The 20,918-nt window shown below is 36.1% G+C and carries 16 protein-coding genes; 4 read left to right on the top strand and 12 right to left on the bottom strand.

Going from position 1 to position 20,918, the window contains the following annotated elements:
* Nucleotides 1-125: 125 nt before the first annotated feature.
* The 6 genes from MUA40_RS08740 to MUA40_RS08765 all read right to left on the bottom strand — a co-directional run bounded on the left by MUA40_RS08740 (nt 126) and on the right by MUA40_RS08765 (nt 7,896).
* Entirely contained in the window at nt 126-1,490 is a 1,365-nt protein-coding gene (locus tag MUA40_RS08740) for a TrkH family potassium uptake protein (RefSeq protein WP_016424677.1), read from the bottom strand.
* 11 nt (nt 1,491-1,501) lie between these two features.
* Nucleotides 1,502-3,166 carry a S1C family serine protease gene (locus MUA40_RS08745; RefSeq protein WP_167733059.1) on the bottom strand — a complete coding sequence of 555 codons (1,665 nt, stop codon included), beginning with the start codon at nt 3,164-3,166 and terminating at the stop codon, nt 1,502-1,504.
* A 252-nt stretch (nt 3,167-3,418) separates the two neighbouring features.
* Nucleotides 3,419-4,222: a TerC family protein gene (locus tag MUA40_RS08750; RefSeq protein WP_016424675.1), complete on the bottom strand. Its 804-nt coding sequence runs from the start codon at nt 4,220-4,222 to the stop codon at nt 3,419-3,421.
* Nucleotides 4,223-4,602: 380 nt separating this feature from the next.
* Complete coding sequence (locus tag MUA40_RS08755; protein WP_016424674.1) at nt 4,603-6,165, bottom strand: peptide chain release factor 3; 1,563 nt, start codon at nt 6,163-6,165, stop codon at nt 4,603-4,605.
* Nucleotides 6,166-6,182: 17 nt separating this feature from the next.
* Nucleotides 6,183-6,422, bottom strand: coding sequence for a YueH family protein (locus MUA40_RS08760; RefSeq protein WP_016424673.1), 240 nt, complete (start codon nt 6,420-6,422; stop codon nt 6,183-6,185).
* Nucleotides 6,412-7,896, bottom strand: coding sequence for a UDP-N-acetylmuramoyl-L-alanyl-D-glutamate--L-lysine ligase (locus MUA40_RS08765; protein ID WP_016424672.1), 1,485 nt, complete (start codon nt 7,894-7,896; stop codon nt 6,412-6,414). The genes MUA40_RS08760 and MUA40_RS08765 overlap by 11 nt, the downstream gene beginning before the upstream one ends.
* Before the next feature lie 549 nt (nt 7,897-8,445).
* On the opposite strand from MUA40_RS08765, the gene MUA40_RS08770 reads away from it, so the two are divergent.
* From MUA40_RS08770 to MUA40_RS08780, 3 genes are all read left to right on the top strand, one after another.
* A complete protein-coding gene (locus tag MUA40_RS08770; RefSeq protein ID WP_016424671.1) occupies nt 8,446-9,621 on the top strand; it encodes a diglucosyl diacylglycerol synthase in 1,176 nt (391 codons plus the stop codon).
* On the top strand, nt 9,599-10,780 hold the full coding sequence (ltaA, locus tag MUA40_RS08775) for a lipoteichoic acid biosynthesis MFS flippase LtaA (protein ID WP_016424670.1): 1,182 nt from the start codon (nt 9,599-9,601) through the stop codon (nt 10,778-10,780). Before MUA40_RS08770 ends, ltaA begins: the two co-directional genes overlap by 23 nt.
* Before the next feature lie 213 nt (nt 10,781-10,993).
* Nucleotides 10,994-11,455, top strand: coding sequence for an ISL3 family transposase (locus MUA40_RS08780; RefSeq protein WP_016424669.1), 462 nt, complete (start codon nt 10,994-10,996; stop codon nt 11,453-11,455).
* Nucleotides 11,456-11,797: 342 nt separating this feature from the next.
* On the opposite strand, the gene MUA40_RS08785 is transcribed toward MUA40_RS08780, so the two are convergent.
* From MUA40_RS08785 to MUA40_RS08795, 3 genes are all read right to left on the bottom strand, one after another.
* Complete coding sequence (locus tag MUA40_RS08785; RefSeq protein ID WP_016424668.1) at nt 11,798-12,307, bottom strand: 2'-5' RNA ligase family protein; 510 nt, start codon at nt 12,305-12,307, stop codon at nt 11,798-11,800.
* Between the two features lie 53 nt (nt 12,308-12,360).
* Nucleotides 12,361-13,095: an esterase family protein gene (locus tag MUA40_RS08790; protein ID WP_016424667.1), complete on the bottom strand. Its 735-nt coding sequence runs from the start codon at nt 13,093-13,095 to the stop codon at nt 12,361-12,363.
* 165 nt (nt 13,096-13,260) lie between these two features.
* The gene (locus MUA40_RS08795; protein WP_126496196.1) at nt 13,261-14,829 is read right to left on the bottom strand and encodes an alanine/glycine:cation symporter family protein; all 1,569 of its coding nucleotides are present in this window, start codon (nt 14,827-14,829) and stop codon (nt 13,261-13,263) included.
* 215 nt (nt 14,830-15,044) lie between these two features.
* Here MUA40_RS08795 and cozEa point away from each other — a divergent pair, with 215 nt between their 5' ends.
* On the top strand, nt 15,045-16,142 hold the full coding sequence (gene cozEa / locus MUA40_RS08800; protein WP_016424665.1) for a lipoteichoic acid biosynthesis protein CozEa: 1,098 nt from the start codon (nt 15,045-15,047) through the stop codon (nt 16,140-16,142).
* 188 nt (nt 16,143-16,330) lie between these two features.
* On the opposite strand, the gene fabI is transcribed toward cozEa, so the two are convergent.
* The 3 genes from fabI to mgtE all read right to left on the bottom strand — a co-directional run bounded on the left by fabI (nt 16,331) and on the right by mgtE (nt 20,911).
* Nucleotides 16,331-17,101 carry an enoyl-ACP reductase FabI gene (gene fabI, locus MUA40_RS08805; protein ID WP_037559076.1) on the bottom strand — a complete coding sequence of 257 codons (771 nt, stop codon included), beginning with the start codon at nt 17,099-17,101 and terminating at the stop codon, nt 16,331-16,333.
* 575 nt (nt 17,102-17,676) lie between these two features.
* A complete protein-coding gene (locus MUA40_RS08810; RefSeq protein ID WP_126496197.1) occupies nt 17,677-19,509 on the bottom strand; it encodes a monovalent cation:proton antiporter family protein in 1,833 nt (610 codons plus the stop codon).
* A gap of 10 nt (nt 19,510-19,519) precedes the next feature.
* On the bottom strand, nt 19,520-20,911 hold the full coding sequence (mgtE, locus tag MUA40_RS08815) for a magnesium transporter (RefSeq protein ID WP_207554528.1): 1,392 nt from the start codon (nt 20,909-20,911) through the stop codon (nt 19,520-19,522).
* Nucleotides 20,912-20,918 lie beyond the last annotated feature (7 nt).

Below are 20,918 nucleotides of genomic sequence, written 5' to 3' on the forward strand. Positions count from 1 at the left end.
AAAATTATAGAGGCATTTGCGCTATTTTTGTACAAAAAAGCAGGATGACTTATGTCATCCCACCATAAAAAATGAAGAACCAAAATAGATGGCTACTTTCAGAGAAATAATGCCAAGTTAACATTTTAACCAATCTGAATTCTTTCTTTTGGATAATGATATTTTGACGGCTCGCGGTTACCACTTATCATGATGATAAATGAGATTAAGCCTACACGGCCGATAAACATTAAAACCATCAACACAACTTTTGAAACATTGCTTAACTGCGAAGTAATCCCCGTGGATAACCCACACGTACCAAAGGCAGACATAATTTCAAAATAAATTTTAACAAATTCAATATGACTTCCTTCTGACAGAATAATGATAAACATTCCTAAAAATGTAAGCATGATTGCGATACAAAACACTGCAAATGAGCGCTGAATATCTTGATTATGAATTTCTCGATTAAATACTTTTATTGATGATTTCTCAGCATTTGGCTTGTAATTAATCACAAACAAAATAATAATCGCAAAAGTCGTTGTCCGTATACCGCCACCAACTGAACTTGGAGAAGAGCCGATAAACATCAATGCACCCATTAATAAGTTAGTCGCATCTGAAAATTGAGCAACATCAAATGTCTCTAAACCCGCACTTCGCGTGGTCACAGACTGAAACATGGCATAAAACAAAGTTTTGTGCCAAGATTCGTGTGCAAAAACACCATGACCTTCAATCATTAAAATACCGAGTACACCCATGATTAGTATAACTAAGTAAGTGACAGTCGTAACTTTCGTAAATAAAGAGAATCTAAAATTAGGTATTCTATTTTTAATATAAGCTTTGATCTCCAATAACACAGGAAAACCAATTGAGCCTAATACGATCAGAAACATAACAATCGTTTGGACAAAATAATCATTCGCGTATGGAATGAGTGAATCTCCTGTTATATCGAGACCTCCGTTCGTTGTTGCTGAGATAGAAACAAACACGCCTTGTAAGATAGCCTCTTTGATGTTATGAATGTCACGATAAAAATAAAATGCTAACAGTGTTGCCCCTACTAACTCAATCACTAAAATTGCTCTTACAATATCTAAAATTAACTTGACCGTCCCACTCATCGATTCTCTATTATTATCCAACATAATGAGTTGACGCTCTCGAATACCAATATGTTTTCCTAATACAACCCATAATAATGTACCAATCGCCATTACACCGATACCGCCAATGTTAAGGATAACCAATAAGACGATGTAACCAAAGGCAGAATAGGTTTCTGATATGTTTATCGGTGTTAACCCCGTTACACTTACACCCGAAACAGCGACAAACAAAGTATCGATGGGTGCTACTTTGACGCCAGGCTTATGTACACCTGGCAAATTCAACAGTAAAAACGCACCAACGATAGCGACAAGGTAATATAAGACAATCCCTTGCTGTGGGCTTGATCTTTTCAATAAAAATTTGACTATGGACAACGCCATTCACCCCAAAGCTAATTCAATTTATATGAGATCTGCTTAACCTCACCTTCACGTATCACTTTTAATTTTAATGCTTCTTTCAAATCTGTATGTTCAAATAATTTTTGTCGATAGGCCAATTTATCTTTAATCGGCTTACCATCTAATTCTACTATGACATCGCCCTTTTTCAACCCTGAATTTTGGGCAGCGCTGTCATCGTCAATATCACTCACCATTACGCCTTCTTTTAAACTTTTATTCACGTTATAATCATCTTTTGTTGCATCTGTCACATCGATGACATTATCTAACTGAAGGTGTGTATTTGGATGCTTGATTTCACCATCTTTTTCAAGTAATTTTGCTGTATGTATCGCTTGATTAATAGGAATCGCGAAGCCCATACTTTGTACATTCGGCATACTGATTTTTAATGATGCGATCCCAATCAGTTCACCATTTTGATCAACAACGGCACCGCCAGAATCACCTGGATTAATTGGTGCATCCACTTGAAAGGCACTTAATAGTGTATCATATTCATTATCTTTATCGATGTCAACAGGTACATCTCTATTGAGCCCCGATACGATGCCTTCGCCAACTGTATTTTGAAAATCTAAACTTAAAGGATTTCCTACTACAATCACAGGTTCACCTAAGATTAAAGCACTTGAATCGCCTTGTTTAATCGGTTTTAATACATCGCCTTTAGGTGCATGAACGGTCATGACTGCAAGATCCGACCATTTGTCTTTTCCTATTACTTTACCCATTGCAGTTTGATGGTCGCCAAATGTTAATTCATGCTTTTCTCTATCACCGACGACATGGGCATTCGTTAATATATAAAGGGTGTCGTCCACTTTTTTGTAGACGACACCTGATCCGCTTTCTTTTTCTTCTTGCGTTTGTTGCTTAGCATCTTGAACTGTATCTGGTGTACTCTTACTATTATTTTCTATAGATACCACGGATTTAACTGCGAGATTCGCGTTTTCCATCGTTTTGGTAACTGTTTTATTTGTACCTTTTTGATGTTGCTGTTCTTGAATCGCTTGTTTGACATTGTCATTTTCACTTTTATTCACATTATTAAATATTGCAAATAATAAAATGACCACTAAAATAACCGCTAATATAATGAGGATTTTAGCCCATTCTCTAGAAAGAAATTGCGTGATTTTTTCAGTCCAATCGCGCTTCGTTGAGTACTGATGCTTCGGAGGATGTTCTTGTTGGTGTTTGTCAGGTGTTTCAATCATTGCGTCTTGGTGATCATCTTGATTTTCTTTGTGATCCACTTGTTTGGATGATTGCACCTGTTCTGACCTTTCTTGTTGTGTCTCTGCATCTTTATGATTGGATTGCTCTGCTTCACTGCCATTAATTGACACTGATGATGTTTCTTGAATCGGTCTTGAAGCCTCTTTGTTAGGTTCTGCTTCGTGCTTCACCTTGTTTTGTGACTTATCACCATCATCATGTGTGATTTTTTCAATGCGCGCTTTGCGTAGATTGTCTTTCACACGCTCTTCATTGTTTTTAACTTGAGCCTTTTCCTTTTCAGCTTTGAGCGCATTTTCTTCTTCTTCTGCCTTCAATCTGGCTTCACGCTCTTCATTATGAAAAAACTCACGTCTTTTTCTTTTATATAGATGTCTCGGAATCACATGTTTTTTATCCTGATCCATTGCACGCCCTCCTTATGTTGCTCTCACTCTATTATGACATATCAGCGCTTAAATTTCTGTAAAATTCACTTTTAAATATCAAAAATACTAAATCCGGCGTTACAAGATTCATCATCAAAACGGCATAAAACCAATTGCGTTTAAGACTCAAAAAGTAAATCTTAATCTCTCATAGCACAGTCTTTTTTAAGAAGAAAGGGTCCGAACAATCCTTTGTTCGAACCCTGTATGTCACGCTTTGATTTTAACATGTTAATGTTTTTGATCTTTTTTATTTTTAACCATTGATGTGAACCATCCGATAATGACAAGTCCAATCATCACTGTCCAGAATATAATTTGCCATGTAGCTGAGTGTGGGAAATCGTGTGGAATTAATCCGATGTCATCATGTGCAAGTACAAGGATGACAAGCTTAATACCAACCCAACCTACAATTGCGAAAGCCGCACCTTCTAAGCCAGGATATTTATTTAATAACTCAACAAAGAATGAGGCTGCAAAACGCATTAAGATGACACCAATTAATCCACCCACAAACATAACCGCAAATTGACCAGCATCCATACCACCGAAGTGAACACCAATTTTTGGCAATGTCACGGCAATTGCTAATGCTGCGAGCATTGAATCGATGGCAAACGCAATATCTGCAAATTCAACCTTAGCCACAGTTAACCAAAACTCTTTAGCGCTTACTTTTTTCTCTACACCCTCATCGTCATAATGATGATCATCATTGTCAGGGTACTCGTGGCCTTTATCTTTAGTTTTGAAAAACTCATATAGATTTTTAGTGGACATGTAAATTAAATAAGCTGCACCTAACGCTTGAATCCACCAGAAATTAGCTAAAATACTAATCAAGAATAAAGCAATAAAACGAAATACAAAAGCACCTAACAAACCATAGAAGAGGGCTTTTTTACGCTGTTCTGGTGGCAAGTGCTTAACCATAACAGCCATTACGATGGCGTTGTCAGCTGCTAATAAGCCTTCTAAAAAGACTAAAACCAATACAACCCATCCGTAGGTTAATAACAAACTTGGATCCATTGCAAGATCACTCCTTCGACTTTTATCAGTAATTGAAATATGACAAAAATTTTTTATAAACACTCAATATATCAATAGTCATTTGATTAAGCGTCTCTGTTACTGTCTTTATGTCACAGACATAATTAAAGAGACCCATGCTAAATCAATAGCAAAGGTCTCACTTAGCATAAACAGATGCCCGCTTCACCGGAAGAATCACTGTTCTTCGTAATGACGACAAAGCGTTATTAACGATCGACACGTTAATCAAGTTACTCCCCTCTGACCAAAGTCAGTCACAGGTATTTAATTATGATGTAAACATTATACCCAATTTTCTATCAAAATAACAATATAAAAAATAATTTTTTCACTCTTTAAAGTATACGTCCCACTTCTTACAATAAACTATACAGTTTAATTTCTGGGAACTTTTCTTCAAACCAGCGTGTCGCAAAATCATTTTCGAATAAAAAGACTTTATTGTCGTAACGATCATTAACAAGAATTGAGCGACTAGTACTCATCTTGTCTTGAACGTCTTCTTCATTTTCAATCCAACGTGCAATCTTTTTACCTACAGGTTCCATAACTACGTCGACATTGTATTCATTTTTCATACGATGCTCAAACACTTCAAATTGAAGTTGACCCACAGCACCTAAAATAATTTGATTGGTATGCGGGGATTTATAATATTGAATGGCCCCTTCTTGTACCAATTGTTCAATCCCTTTATGGAAATGTTTTTGTTTCATGACATTTTTCGGCGATACTTTCATAAATATTTCTGGTGTAAATTGCGGTAATGCTTTGAAATGGAACTTCTGATTACCCGCCACTAACGTATCTCCAATTTGGTAATTACCTGTATCATATAAACCGATAATGTCTCCTGCTACGGCATGGTTGACTGTCTCTTTGTCATCTGCCATAAAGCTTGTTGAACGTGTAATCTTTTGCTTTTTACCTGTTCTTTGGAGTGTGACATCCATACCTCTTTCAAAAGCACCACTCACTACGCGCATAAAAGCGATGCGGTCACGGTGTTTAGGATCCATATTAGCTTGAATTTTGAAAATAAATCCAGAAAATTGTGGGTCGAAAGGACTCACTTCAACTTCTTCTTCAGTTTGACGTGCATGAGGCATTGGCGCATGATCGACGTATGCATTTAAGAAGTTTTGTACACCAAAATTCGCAAGGGCAGAACCAAAAAATACTGGTGTTAAATCCCCTTTCATAAGTGCTTCTTCATCGAATGTTTCGCCTGCTTCATCCACTAACATGAGTTCTTCAATCGCTTGTTCAAATAAACTATCATTCGCGATAGCATGTGACTCTTCAAGTTCATAATCTTGATTGATGTGTAACACATTTTCTTCATCTCTGAAAGGCTCAATTGTACGTGTTGCACGGTCAATAATACCAAAGAAGCCTTGTCCCATACCGATTGGCCAATTCATTGGATAAGTTTCAATCCCTAGCGTCGTTTCAATTTCATCTAACAATTCAAAAGGCTCTTTCCCTACACGATCGAGCTTATTAATAAATGTAAAAATAGGAATGCCTCTCATTTTACAAACTTTAAAGAGTTTCAATGTTTGTGGCTCAATCCCTTTCGCACAGTCAATAACCATCACGGCACTATCCACGGCCATCAAAGTACGATAGGTATCTTCTGAAAAATCTTCGTGTCCGGGTGTATCGAGAATATTGATTTTAAAATCATCATAATCAAACTGCATAACTGAACTTGTTACAGAAATCCCACGTTCTTGTTCTACTTTCATCCAGTCACTTGTCGCAAATTTACCTGTTTTTTTACCTTTAACTGTCCCTGCTTCTCGAATAGCCCCACTAAAATATAATAACTTTTCTGTTAGTGTCGTTTTCCCAGCGTCCGGATGCGATATAATCGCAAAGGTCTTTCGAGATGTCACTTCTTCTTTAATACTCATCTTAAATCTCCTTTTAATTATACTTCTTGTATCCAACGTGTGATGCGTAAAGCTAAAACTTCCGCTTCTTGTTCATCAATAACATTAAATAAATGCATCAATAAGTGTTCCGTTAGCGTTTCACCAAACATTGTATCGTCAACTTGAATCGACCAATGTAAGTCTGGTATAGAAACGAGAATATAGTCTTCACCTTTGTTATGATAAAGCCATACTTTTACTGAAAGATGCTCACTATGACTTTCTCTAATCTTCACTTGGACCACCACCAAATTTTTGATAAGCTGCCTCTAATCCAATCAAGTCATCTCGGTGCGGTACTTTGATATGACCTGGCATAATTTGATAAGGCTCTCTTCCTTTCGAAGCAAGTACAACCGTGTCCCCAGGTTCAGCTACTGCAATCGCATGTCGAATGCCTTCAGCACGATCTGTAAATTCCACGTAATTATCATGTGTTGCGCCTTTTGCGAGCTCAGCTGTTAGCATTTTAGGATCATCATTTGCTGGATTGTCTGGCGTAAAGATGACATAATCCGCTCGAGATGCGACTCGTCCCATTTCAGGGGTCTTCGTCAAATCACGTTCTCCCGCCATACCGACTAGAAAGATTAATTTTTGTTTTACAAAAGGTTGCACAGCATCGATAAGTTTAGACATGCCGTCAGCTGTATGCGCGTAATCAATAATTAAATCGATAGGCAATGAAGGATCCAATACTTCTAATCGGCCTTCTACAGGTTCAAGGTCAGCAACAATTTTAGAAATCGTGTCGAGGTCTGTACCTTTAACCCAGACGCCTATCATCGCCGCCATTAAATTTGAGATATTAAAGCGTCCAACATAAGGTGATTTGACAGGATATGTACCGAATGGCGTTACAAAATCAAACGTCACCCCTTGCAATGTTTCTACAATATTTGTTGCCATAAATTGCGCCTCGTTGTCTATGCCATATGTCATACTTTCATATGGCGTTACCGATTTTAAATAGTTTGAAAAAGCGTCATCTGCATTAATAACAGCATATTTATCACGACTAAGGTCTTGACCGAGTTGACTAAATAATAATGATTTAGCATGTCCATATGCTTCCATCGTGCCATGAAAATCTAAATGATCTTGCGTTAAATTAGAAAAAATAGCAACATCAAATTCCACACCACTTAAACGCCCTAAACTTAAGCCATGTGAGGATACTTCTAAAGTCATTGCTTCAGCGCCAGCTTCAACAGCTTCGTGTATTTTCTTAGTAAGTACAACGGTTTCTGGCGTCGTGTTTTCACCTTTTGTTAATGTTTCATTAATTTGAAAGCCGTTCGTACCGAGATAGGCACTTCCTTTTCCAAGCTTTCTATAGATATGATGAATCATTGTCGCAATTGAAGTCTTTCCATTTGTCCCTGTCACACCGATTGTTGTTAAATGTTGACTTGGAAAATCATAAATATGATGTACAAGATGACTCGCAACACGTAACGTATCCGGTACAATCACTTGTGTGACATTACCTTCTAGCTCTAATAATCTATTCACTACGACCACTTGACATCCTTGATCAACAACATTTTGCGCAAAACGATGGCTGTCAACAGTATAGCCCTTAGATGCTACAAAAATACTTCCGGCTTTCGCTGTCCGAGAATCAGTCGTAATATCATTTATGTCTCTATCTAAACTTCCTATGACTTGTTTTATTAATATATTTTCGAACAATTGTTGCGCGTTCACAGACATCTCTCCTTTTTTGATATACGCATATATTATACACTTTTCTCTCGTGAGAACGAGAATGAAAAGTTATTTTCATTTGAGATTTCTTCTTAGACAATACAAGGTTATCATTTCATACTCAACCGTTTTGAGTCCATACTCAGCGTACATGATGATTACAGCGCGTGAGTTAGTTCACATCACGTTAAACATTTTAAGCGATAAAAAAGATTACCTTCTACATTTTAAGGGTAAATAAAGTTAACTTTAGTCATTGATTTTAATACGTCCGTAGCCCTAAATCTTTAAATTACTATTGTGCCGAGTTTTGTTGTATATTAAGATAATATAATGAAATTGTCGCCAATTTTAGGTGTTATTTGTTTTTTCTTTCTATTATACTATGTATTAAAAAATAACATTAAATATTTTATGAACATATATACTGTTTATTTTAACATTTTAAGATTTTTGTAATAAATCTTTTAATTTTTTCACAAATAGCCCAAATTGCGATACACTTACATAGAAAAGTAATAAGTCTGAATATCTCGGAGGGTGGCTATCATGGTAGCTCAAAAGAAAAAAATATTGATTATCACGGGATCATTTGGTAATGGTCATATACAAGTGACAAATAGTATTATTGAAGAACTCAGTCATATGAATCTTGAACATCTTACAGTAATAGAGCATGATTTATTTTTAGAAGCACATCCTATTATGACATCAATCTGTAAGAAATGGTATATCAATAGTTTTAAATATTTTCGTCGTATGTATAAAGCATTTTATTATAGCCGCCCAGACCAGTTAGATAAATGTTTTTATAAATATTACGGTTTAAATAAATTATTAAACTTACTATTAAAAGAAAAACCAGATTTAATTTTGTTGACATTCCCAACGCCTGTCATGTCAGTTTTAACAGAACAATTCAATATGAACATCCCTATTGCCACTGTTATGACCGACTATCGCATGCATAAAAACTGGATTACACCATATTCTGCACGATACTATTTAGCAACAGAAGATTTAAAAGATGAATTTGCGAGTGTTGGCATTCCAAGAGAAACCCTCAAAGTCACTGGTATTCCTATTTCGGCACGGTTTGAAGACCGTATCGATCGAGAAGCATGGCTAACTCAACATCATTTAGATCCAAAAGCACAAACAATTTTAATGTCTGCGGGCGCCTTTGGTGTATCTAAAGGATTTGAACAAATGATTCAACGTATCATTGATGAAAGTCCAAATGCCCAAGTAGTCATGATTTGTGGTCGAAACAAAGAATTAAAACGTCAATTAAGTAAAGCATTTAAAGGGAATCGCCATGTTTTAATTTTAGGTTATACGAACAATATGAACGAGTGGATGGCGTCAAGTCACCTCATGATTACGAAACCGGGTGGTATTACAATTTCAGAAGCACTTACTCGAAAAGTGCCAATGATTTTCTTAAATCCTGCACCAGGTCAAGAACTCGAAAATGCTTTATACTTCGAACAAAAAGCATTTGGAAAAATTGCAGATACACCTTCTGAAGCAATTGATATCGTCACACATCTTACACGCCATCCTAATGAAATCAACGCGATGATTCAAAATATGGCAGAAGCACGTCAACCTAATGCAACACAACGTTTATGTCAAGATTTGCTCGACCTACTTTATAACGCATCACAATGTGAAACTGTTTATGGAAAGGTGCCTTTATATGCAAAACTACTCGTCAAATAAAATGACTATGAGAAATTTTTATATTCTCTTAGTTATTTTATTTTTGATGGAATTTGCGCGAGGAATGTACGTACTGAGTTATTTACCCCTATTGCCAACAGCAACATCGATTGCAGTCAGTATCACTTCAATTGCAATTTCCATACATTTTATATCAGATTCTATTAGTAACTTTTTTGTTGGCTTTGTTTTAAAACGGCTTGGACCAACCATTGTGCTCACTTTAGGTTTTATATTAGCCCTTGTGAGCCTGTTTTTAGTTATCTTTATGCCTACTTCACCTGTCGTACTCATTTTAAGTTCGGTTATGCTCGGCGTAGCTGTGTGTCCGATTTGGGTCATTATGCTAGCAAGTGTCGATGAACGGACACGAGGAAAACAAATGGGCTATGTCTATTTTTCTTGGCTTTCTGGGATGCTGGCCGGTATGATTACGATGAACCTAATATTCAAATCACATCCAACACATTTCAATTTTTTAATGTCGCTATGTGTCGCAATTGCGTTCATCTTGTATTGCTTTGTAAAGGTTAAGTTGACCGATTATAATACGAAAAATGTAAAGCAACAATTACGTCAAATTGTAAGTGTATCTAAACGTCATTTGATTTTATTTCCAGGTATCTTGTTGCAAGGGCTCGCAATCAGTGCATTAGTCCCTGTACTCCCGCAATATGCCCTGGATATCGTCGGAGTGACGACGCTTGAATACACACTTGCAATTGTTATTGGTGGTGTAGGCTGCACCATTTCGATGTTATTTTTATCAAAAATCATAGATGCCCATTCGACACGTTTCATGTACTTCGTTATCTTTTTAGGGTTTGTAATTTACGGTACTTCTATTTTTATTTTAACGTTCTTAACACATATTGTTGTCGTATGGATAATCGCCTTTTTCATTGGTGTGCTTTATGGTATCCTGTTGCCAGCTTGGAACACTTTCATGGCAAGTTTTATTCATCCAAGTGAACAAGAAGAAACTTGGGGCGTGATTAATAGTATACAAGGCTTCGGTGCCATGATAGGGCCTTTATTTGGTGGTCCATTGTCACAATTTTTTGGCAGTCCTATCTATACTTTTTATTTTGCAGCACTGATTATCTTTTTCTTAGCTATTTTTTATGGTGGCTATTTTGTAAAACGTCATCAGTCATAAAGTTTCAAGTCTTCTTTAAGCAATCGATTTTGACTTAAAAACGTTTATTAAAATGATGGAACGTGCTTGGGCTGGATTTAATCAAATAAAAACGGTTCTTCATTTTTTATGGTGGGATGACATAAGTCATCCTGCTTTTTTGTACAAAAATAGCGCAAATGCCTCTATAATTTTAAGTGACTAAACCAAAAATAAAGAAGACATATTGCGCCTATGTGTAATGATATATTAAAGTTACTAAAAATTAAAGATAATAATATTAAAATCACTAAAGTTGAAGAAGATGTAGTTATTAGAGGTAAGAAATCTAACGTCATCTTTGGTACCCTTTCATACAAGCCTATGACTTGTCCTCACTGTTATCATACGAATCCAAACCGAATACACAAACACGGAAAACGTTTATCGCGAATTACTTTTTTAAGATTCCAAGAGATAGCAGTGTATTTAAATCTGTTAAAACAATGTTTTAAATGTATGGTTTGTGATCGGACTTTTACTTCTAAAACAAATGTTGTTGAGGATAACTGTTTTATCTCAAACCATGTTCAGAAAGCCATTATAGATAAAGCAACACAAGTTCGCTCAGAAACTGATATCGCAAGTGATTGTAACGTTTCTGCATCTTCTGTAAAACGTGTGATTCATAAAGTAAGCAATGCCACTTTTCAATAGTGAAATTGCTTAAATAGATTGCGTACCGAGTCGAGACTCCCGAGGCATAGAGCCGAAACCGAAAATCCATTTTGGCTTCTTATGAGCTACAATAAAAGCCAAAATTAGTTGAGGTAAGGCGCCTGGGAAAGCGAGACTCGAAGAAGAAATCGGAAGTTTGCGACTTAATTATTATAGACACATAACCACCATATAAAGTGTACAGCCATAAAAACTGTCAATCGCCACATTAGAGGCAAATCGACAGGATGAAAAAAACCTTTTAAAGTGTCTGCTTTAAAAGGTTTTATTAATTAAGTATGCACGATGAAGGGCCATCTTCAAAAACGCTTATTACGCGTTCTACCCCAATGAATATGTTTCAATTTCTTTCCATTCATCTTCTGTGTCATCATATTTCATCAATGAAATTTGCTCAATTGTTTCTTTATGATCAACACCTGCTAAACGAACTTGACCATAAATGTCTTCAAATTCTTGGCTCGTTAAACCTTGAGCAATTGTAAAGTGCGGAACAAATGGATGCTCTGATTTCCCATAAAAATCGTCTCCATCAAAGCGGTTAAATAAATCCACTAACGCTTCTGTTTTTTCAACTTTGAAATAGATTACATTTGTAATTGGTGCAAAATTAGAAGCTTTTGTTGCATGAATATCAGCAACTTTAGCCCCTTCTAAACGTTTTTCAATATTAGCTTTTACACTGTCAAATTCTTGATCATCAATTTCAAAATGACTTTTAATAGTAATATGAGGTTTAATCTTTGTGTAGTGTTTATCATAACGTTTACGATAGGCATTAACCTCATTTTGGAAATCTTTTGATGGAATTAACGCTAACCCTAGAATCATTTCAATTCCTCCTTTGTTTTCGCTTGCCTCTATTATAGCAAATTTTCTAATAATTAGTTACTTAAAAAGTGTGTGAGTATTTTTGGCAGTTCTTTTTGCCAAGTTTTCCAGTTATGTCCGCCATCCAATTCCTCATAATAATAAGTCACTTGCTCGCATTCTACTAAGTCTCTGAATGCGCGATTCGGGGTTAAGAAATCTGCTTGTTTCCCAGTAGTCGGTAATTTAAAATCACATTCTTCTTTGCCGATTGCATGCCAAATATTTAAATGTGATTTAAACTGACATCTTTCGAAAATCTGTTTCACAATGTCGTCATAATAAGGACTCAAAATCCCAATTTGACTCATCACACGCGGATAACTTAAGCCTGTTAAAAGTGCAATACTACCAGCTAAACTATCTCCTAATAATAAGCGCGCATTGCCAACCTTATACGTTGCAAACTGACGATCTATCCATGGAAGTAACTCTTTAACTACAGCTTGAACCGTCTTCGCTGCTTTTTCCCCTTGAGGATGAAATTCAGTACTTCTATCCTTCACTGATTCATAGTGAAACCCAATAATAATTGCACGCTCAACTTCGCCTTTTTTCCTCAGTTTTTCATATACACGATGGAGTTGACCATATCTAAAAAAGTCTTGGCCATCAAAACATATGATTACTTTTGATTTATATAAATCCGAATAATCTTTCGGTAAATAGACGGATAACGTGATTTCTCTATCTAAATAATCACTTTTAAATTGTGTTTCTGTTATTTGTCCTGGCGTAAATGATGTCATAAAAAGACGCCTCCTCATACGAATTAACCTCATTGTATCAGGAGACGTCTCATGTGTTAATCTAAAAAACTTAATTTTATTATATAATTTGAAGTTATCTATCAAATGCTGTACGACTCATTTGGTATGTTAGTATACGACTGACGATATCAGATATGATATTGTTTACTCGAATTGATCTTCTTTCAATCGCTTCGGATAATCTTCTAACCAAAATGTAGCTGTTGGAATCTCTTTCGGATCGGGTTGATATATGGCTGTTTTGCCTGTGCCCTTTTCTTTTTTCTGTCTTTCAAAATCTTTTAATGCATGCATTGCAGGTTTATGCAGAATCCAAATGGCAATAATATTTAACCAAGCCATCATACCCACACCTAAATCCCCCATTGCCCAAGCAGTATCAGCCGTTTTAACTGCACCATAGGCTGTCGCAGCAATGAGTACAAGACGTGTGACATTTTGCCAAAGCTTATTTTGATTTTTAGCAATTCGGTTCGTTAAGAAACTTACATTCGTCTCGGCAATGTAATAATAAGCGAGAATCGTTGTGAATGCGAAAAAGAACAGTGCAATCGCTATAAAGTATGAACCAAATCCTGAAAAACTTGGGTCAAAATGATAACTTGATCCTTGAATCGCCTTATCAATCCCTGCTTGTGCATACATCGCAGTTCCGGAATAATCTTTACTGCCATCAGGACTTTGTACGAAAATCCCACTATCTTTAATTAAATTCGGCATCCCATTTTTAGCCATTGATCCATCCGTTGTATTATATGTGCCAGAAATAAGAATGATTAATGCTGTTGCCGTACAAACGAATAACGTATCAACATAAACAGAGAACGCTTGAACCAGACCTTGTTTCGCTGGGTGAGAGACTTCTGCCGCAGCAGCTGCATGAGGTCCTGTCCCTTGACCCGCTTCGTTTGAATAAAGTCCTCGTTTCACACCAATTTCAATCATTGCACCGATAATGCCTCCAAATGCAGCTTCCATACCAAAAGCCGATTTAAAAATCAGTGCAAATAATGCAGGAACTTCTTGGATATTTAACAAAATAATCACTACAGCCATTAAAATATAAATAATTGCCATAAAAGGAACAACAGCTGTTGCTACATTGGCAATCCATTTAACACCACCAAAAATAATTAACGCTAAAATGACCGCTAGCACTATGGCGATAATCCATGATGGTATTCCAAATGCATTATGCATGGAACTTGCAATCGCATTGGATTGAACACCTGGTAGTAATAAGCCCACAGAAATAATCGTGACAATCGCGAAAATCAGTCCGTAAATTTTACCGAACTTCCCTTTGATGCCACGTTCGATATAGTAGGCCGGACCCCCACGATACTCGCCATCTTCTTCTTTCTTATAAATTTGTCCTAATGCTGATTCAACAAAAGCTGTACCTGCACCTAAAAATGCTGTAATCCACATCCAAAAAACGGCCCCGGGACCTCCAATAAAAATTGCAGTAGAAACACCCACGATGTTCCCTGTACCGACACGACCCGCTAAAGACAATGCTATTGCTTGAAAACTTGAAATCCCTGTCGGTGATTTTTCACCTTGAAACATTAAACGAATCATTTCTTTAAAATGTCTAACCTGTAAAAAACGTGTCATTAAACTAAAAGCGATACCAGTAAGTAACAAACCATAAACGAGCGGTTTACTCCACACCACTTCATTTAGCCATCCCACAATCACTTCTAACATACACATGCCCCCTATCATCCCGCTAAATTTTTAAATTTTCAGATAAATCTGCTATCAGTATACACATTTAATAAATTCCGTGCAACTTATTATTAAAATTCACATACTAAATAAAAATTGAAAAGATTTATTGTCGATATTTCATTTTTTTCTTTTAACACGTATGTAGTTGGGCTATACTAAAATATAAGTGTTTACAAAAGGAGGAACAATTTATGACGAATAAAGTGTGGTTTCGTTCAGGCATCGCACTGTTGCTTTTATTTTTACTCATTAAATTATTTATAGATGTCAATCATATCTTTATGCCGATCGTTATCATTATTCAATCTATCATATTGCCCTTACTATTAAGTGGCTTTTTATTCTATATTTGTTTGCCTTTTCAAAAGATGTTAGAAAAACGGCATATTCCACGTTGGGCAAGTATTACCATTATTTTACTTGGACTTACAGCTCTTATTGGCGCTGTCATTGGTGTCATTGGACCTGTTATTGCAACACAAATTGAGAATCTCATTCACCAAATCCCATTTATACAACGTGAAGCTGAACGTCTTATTAATTTTGCATTAGACCAACGTGATCGACTTCCATCACAAGTAACTGACAAAATTAATGATATCGTTTCTTACATTAGTGAAATGGCATCAAATATTTTATCTAACTCACTCAATATTGTAACAAGTATTGTGTCCACACTTTTCTTGTTAATCTTAGTTCCGTTTTTCTTAATCTATATGTTGAAAGATCACGAACGTTTTATTCCAGCAGTTGCCCGCTTTTTTAATGGCGAGCGTAAAATATTTGTCGTTACACTTTTAAAAGATTTGAACCAAACATTAAAATCTTATATCCAAGGTCAAGTTACAGTGAGTTTAATACTCGGAACCATTTTATACATCGGCTATAGTATCATAGGTCTAGAATATACATTATTACTCGTCATGTTCGCCATTGTCGCAAATATGATTCCATTTTTAGGACCATGGATGGCATTTTTACCAGCGGGTATTTTAGGATTGATTCAAAGCCCTTCAACCTTTATATGGGTCTGTGTGGTCACTTTAGTTGCGCAACAATTAGAAGGTAACGTTATCACGCCTAACGTAATGGGTAAATCTTTAAACATTCACCCATTAACAATTATTATCGTTATTTTAGCTTCAGGTAGTTTAGGCGGTTTCATGCTCATCTTAGTAGCTGTTCCGTTATACGCTGTCCTTAAAACGATTGCACGAAATGTTTACAAATATCGTCACCAAATTTTACACAAAGCACAAAGTAATGTAGACGATAACAGCATTCTCTAAATCTTTTTAAAAGAACGATTAAAAACACGTCGAATATCAAGTTTTGAGATTCAACGCAAAAAAGCAATTTCCCTCTCAATGAGCGAAATTGCTTTTTTTAATCTCTTATTAGCTTAACACGCTAAAACTGTCAATTCGATTGCGTAAGAGAAGCTTGTTTAATCGCTTTTCTTTATCTTATCAATGACTTAGCGAATTGCATGGAAACCAGCGTCCACATGAATGTTTTCTCCAGTAACACCTGATGAAAAGTCACTTAATAAATAAGCCGCAGTTTTACCTACTTCTTCTTGATCAACATTACGTTTCAATGGTGCGCGTTCTTCAATCTCTTTTAAAATTGTTGTGAAGCTACCCACACCTCTCGCACTCAACGTACGAATAGGACCAGCAGATATCGCGTTGACACGAATATTATCCTGACCTAAATCTGCTGCTAAATATTTCACTGACGCTTCGAGGCTAGCTTTAGCAATACCCATCACATTATAATTAGGTACAGCAAACTCCCCACCAATATAAGTTGAAGTTACGATACTACCCACTTCATTCATAATTTTTCTTGCTTCACGCGCAACAATCGTGAGTGAGTATGCACTAATGTCTTGTGCAAGTAAAAAGCCATCACGAGATGTATCTGAAAAACGACCTCTTAACTCTTCTACACGGGCAAAAGCGATGGAATGGAAAACACCATCAATTTTACCCACATCTTGACCGATTTGTTCAAAGCCTTTTACGACATCTTCATCGCTTTGAACGTCGATTTGATAAACATGTTTTTCAGATTGATTTAATTGATCAATTAATTTATCTAGCTCTTTAAAGCTTCTTTCTTTTCTGTATGTAAATACTAACTTCGCCCCTAGTTGATCCAATACTTTTGCAACACCGAAACCGATGCTTCGTTTGTTTGCAATACCCATCACTACAAAAGTTTTACCTTCAAGATTCATCAATGTGATTACTCCTTTATCTTTTAATAACATGATACTTTTAATTTTACCATCTGGTCTTAAATTTTAAAACTATATCACATATTCTGCACTACTTTGTTGTCGAAAAATACGTGCTTCTACACGTATGAAATATAAGTACGTGACATAAAATCTTAGATAAACCTGCCTTCATGAATGCGCCTGCTTATGAGCTGAAGTCTCAACTCAATACCCTTCATTGCGATATACATAGCTTTTAAATAATAAACGTTATGGTGTGGACAAATTCATTTATCGTTAATTTAGTTTCTGTCGTTATTAATGAAACGACTTGTTTTTTAAACAATAATAGTAAATGATGCCATGCATAAACGAAGTATTGATGACGAGACTCCTGAGGGAACAGGACGAGCTGAAGACTGCAGGCTGAGGCTGTCCCCTCGGAAAGCGAAGTCATTCAATACGAGTTTTATCATAAAAAAGAAGCGCTAAGACAATTTTTATAATCCATCATCTTAGCCCTATTTATTTTAGAATTGATCTCAGTCTCAATGAAAATGAGACTGCGAAAACTGAATTGTGTATATGTTCGTAATTTAGAACATTTCCAATTCAATTTTAAGCTGATCAACGTACTCTTTCGTACCTGTAACAATAAGTCGATCGCCATATTGAAGTTGTGTATCCCCGTGCGGTACGATAGATTCATTATTGCGGATAATTCGTACAAAGATAATATCGCCACCAAATGGGAAGTTACGCAATTGCATTTGATCAAATGCATAATTGTACATTCCAATTTCATAAAGCGATGTTTCTACATTGCTTAATAAGTTCAGCATGTTTGGTGTTTCAATCATCCCTTTTAATAAAATCTGATTACTTTGGAAATTACTGAACAATTCAATACCTTTACTGCTTAATGCTTGTGCTTCATCACTCGCTTCAAGGCGACAAATGACACGCTCTACGCCATGATCTTTTGCCATTAACGCGACACGTCGGTTAATTTCATCATCATTAGTCGAACATACGACGATATCACTATCAAAAAGACCTAAACGCTCTAATATTGCAGGGTGATAATCTGCCATCTCAATCATCGTAATGTCATCTGATAATGTACGATGATCTGTTAAATCTTTGCGGTAATAAAGTGAAATTTGATATAACTGAGATCTTAAACCTTGTGCAATTGGAATAGAAAGTTGGTTTTTACCAATCATTGCAACTTTAATAGAACGTTGCATCTCATCTGGAATAGGTATCAGTTTTTTAAATACTATCGGTACGAAGACACATGTGATGACCGCACTTAAAACAAGGACACCCGATGTTTCTTTACTAATCGTACCCAGCTTTTCTGCGATTTTAGCTGCTGCAATGACAAGTGATAATGTTGAAGTCAGTAAAAAAGCAGATGCGATAGTTGTTTTCATATCAAACCATTTTTTAAGTAACAGCACAGGAATCAGTTTTGAAATAATAAAGGCCCCTATTAACACAGGAATAATTAATAGAATCATTGGATCCTTAATCAAGGATGGAATATTTAAATCGACACCGACCATGATAAAAAATATTGGAATAAAGAATCCGTAACCAAATGAATCTAACTTCTCAACAAGATCTTGTGTCGGCCCTAATAAAGAAACGACAACACCCGCTAAGAAAGCCCCTAAAATATTTTCTGCACCGACGCCTTCAGCAAGTGCCACGAGTAAAATAATAAGCGCAAACACGGCACGAATTCCAATTTGTGTCGTTCCATCCATCAGTTTTTGTAGAAATGGTGCTTTTTTGAACAATCCGCCTAAGAAGTAAAATACAACTGTAAAGACGACTAATATTCCTATAAGCCAAAGCGTTTCAGCACCTGATGCATGGACAGCCCCATAAACTGTGAGTAATAACATCGTCGCTAAATCTGCAAGCACAGCGACTAACAATATCAATTGCCCAATGGTTGTACTCATCAAGTTCATTTCTTTTAAAGTAGGCACGACAACACCAAGTGAAATGGTTGATATAATAATCACCATTAATAGCACATCATCAATAAGCCCCATCCATTTGAATGCGAATGCAAGACCTACCGAGATAATCATGATAAGCATAAACACGATCAAAGCGATGCGCAAATGATTCGGAACCTTTGCCTCTTCTTTCTTTTTATTCGATTTATCTTTTTTAAATGCATTGAAATCAATTTCTAACCCACTTAAAAACATTAGAAAAATAAAACCTAATGTGGATAGAATATTCAGTACTTCGTCACGATGAACAAGATTTAGAAATGAATTACCTATCACGATACCCATTAAAATTTCAGCTACGACGACAGGTAAAAATGAAATTTTCAATCTGTTAATCAATATTGGTGTAATCATAGCCGCAACTATGACAATGACTAGTGATACAAATTCCATGAGTACCCCCTTAGGTTAAAAATGACGTTGCTAATCCGAAATAGATTAACATACTTACTATATCATTGATTGTAGTAATAAAAGGTCCGCTTGCAACTGCAGGGTCAATGCCAATACGATTCATTACAAGTGGAATAACAGACCCAATCGTTGTCCCTACTGTCATCGCAATCGTTAAACTCGTTCCAACAATGAGAGCCAGATAAGGTTGTCCGTATAAAATGATAATAATAAAGCATAAACTCGTTGCGCAAGTAATACCGGTTAAAAAACCACTTCCGGATTCACGCAAGGCGAGTTTGAATTTACTTTTTTCTTTAATATCGCCCGTCGAGATATTACGTACAGCTACGGCTAATGACTGCGTTCCAGAATTCCCAGACATCCCGCTAATAATGGGTATAAAAGCAGCGAGCAAAGCCACTTTTTCAAGCGTTTCTTCAAAAGAACCTAAAATAGATGCCGTAATCATCCCTAAAACTGTTAAAATCAACAACCAAGGCAACCGTTTAAGTGCGGTTTGAAAAATCGAATCATCTGTAGAGTCAATGTCTGATACACCGGCTAAACGAGAGTAGTCTTCACTTGCCTCTTCATCCATAACGTCCACGATATCATCGATGGTAATAATCCCTAGTAAATGATTTTGATAGTCGAGTACGGGCATAGCAATAAAGTCATAGTCTCTCATTGTCTGTGCGACGTCTTCTTGGTCATCGGCAACATTAGCGCTAATGACACGCTCATTCATAATATCTTCAATATAAGTATCATTTTCAGCTATAATTAAATCCCTTAATGATAAGACACCGACAAGTTTTTTCTCTTCATCTACAACAAATATCACGTAAATGGTTTCCGCATCTGGCGCTTGTTCTTTTACCCTCATTAGCGCTTCGTGTACCGGTGTATTGATTGTCAAAGAGATAAATTCCGTTGTCATGATACCGCCGGCAGTATCTTCATCATAATGAAGTAACGCTTTAATTTCTTTAGCGTCCTCACGATTCATCAACATTAATAAGCTTGCTATTTTCTTTTTCGATAGCTGATTTAAAATATCTACCGCATTATCGTACGACATATGTTCAAGTACTTTACTCGCATAGGCCGCGTTCATTTCTTCAAATAAATCTTCATATTCTTCTTCATCAATTTCTAAACTCTCGAAAAACTCAGCCACTTCATCGGGAGATAAATATCGATACATTTTTTGACGTATGTCGTCATCACTCACTTCAAAGTATTCACTTTGTTCATATGAGTGCAATGCTAAAAATTCTTCTCTAAAACCATCAATATTCTCTTTAGCTATTAAGTCATCCAACAAGTCTTTGTCGAATATTTCTTCGTCATCTAAAATGATTTGTTCATTTTCATTAGCCACATTTGCCACCTCCATCAATCCG

Source organism: Staphylococcus schleiferi, assembly GCF_025558325.1.
Taxonomy (GTDB): Bacteria; Bacillota; Bacilli; order Staphylococcales; family Staphylococcaceae; genus Staphylococcus; species Staphylococcus schleiferi.

Coding starts and splice junctions, on each gene's coding strand:
- ltaA (WP_016424670.1), top strand. CDS start 9,599: ATGCAAAACTACTCGTCAAATAAAATGACTATGAGAAATTTTTATATT.
- MUA40_RS08810 (WP_126496197.1), bottom strand. CDS start 19,509: ATGGAATTTGTATCACTAGTCATTGTCATAGTTGCGGCTATGATTACA.
- cozEa (WP_016424665.1), top strand. CDS start 15,045: ATGACGAATAAAGTGTGGTTTCGTTCAGGCATCGCACTGTTGCTTTTA.
- mgtE (WP_207554528.1), bottom strand. CDS start 20,911: ATGGAGGTGGCAAATGTGGCTAATGAAAATGAACAAATCATTTTAGAT.
- MUA40_RS08785 (WP_016424668.1), bottom strand. CDS start 12,307: ATGATTCTAGGGTTAGCGTTAATTCCATCAAAAGATTTCCAAAATGAG.
- MUA40_RS08790 (WP_016424667.1), bottom strand. CDS start 13,095: ATGACATCATTTACGCCAGGACAAATAACAGAAACACAATTTAAAAGT.
- MUA40_RS08770 (WP_016424671.1), top strand. CDS start 8,446: ATGGTAGCTCAAAAGAAAAAAATATTGATTATCACGGGATCATTTGGT.
- MUA40_RS08740 (WP_016424677.1), bottom strand. CDS start 1,490: ATGGCGTTGTCCATAGTCAAATTTTTATTGAAAAGATCAAGCCCACAG.
- MUA40_RS08745 (WP_167733059.1), bottom strand. CDS start 3,166: ATGGATCAGGATAAAAAACATGTGATTCCGAGACATCTATATAAAAGA.
- MUA40_RS08795 (WP_126496196.1), bottom strand. CDS start 14,829: ATGTTAGAAGTGATTGTGGGATGGCTAAATGAAGTGGTGTGGAGTAAA.
- MUA40_RS08780 (WP_016424669.1), top strand. CDS start 10,994: ATGTGTAATGATATATTAAAGTTACTAAAAATTAAAGATAATAATATT.
- MUA40_RS08750 (WP_016424675.1), bottom strand. CDS start 4,222: ATGGATCCAAGTTTGTTATTAACCTACGGATGGGTTGTATTGGTTTTA.
- MUA40_RS08755 (WP_016424674.1), bottom strand. CDS start 6,165: ATGAGTATTAAAGAAGAAGTGACATCTCGAAAGACCTTTGCGATTATA.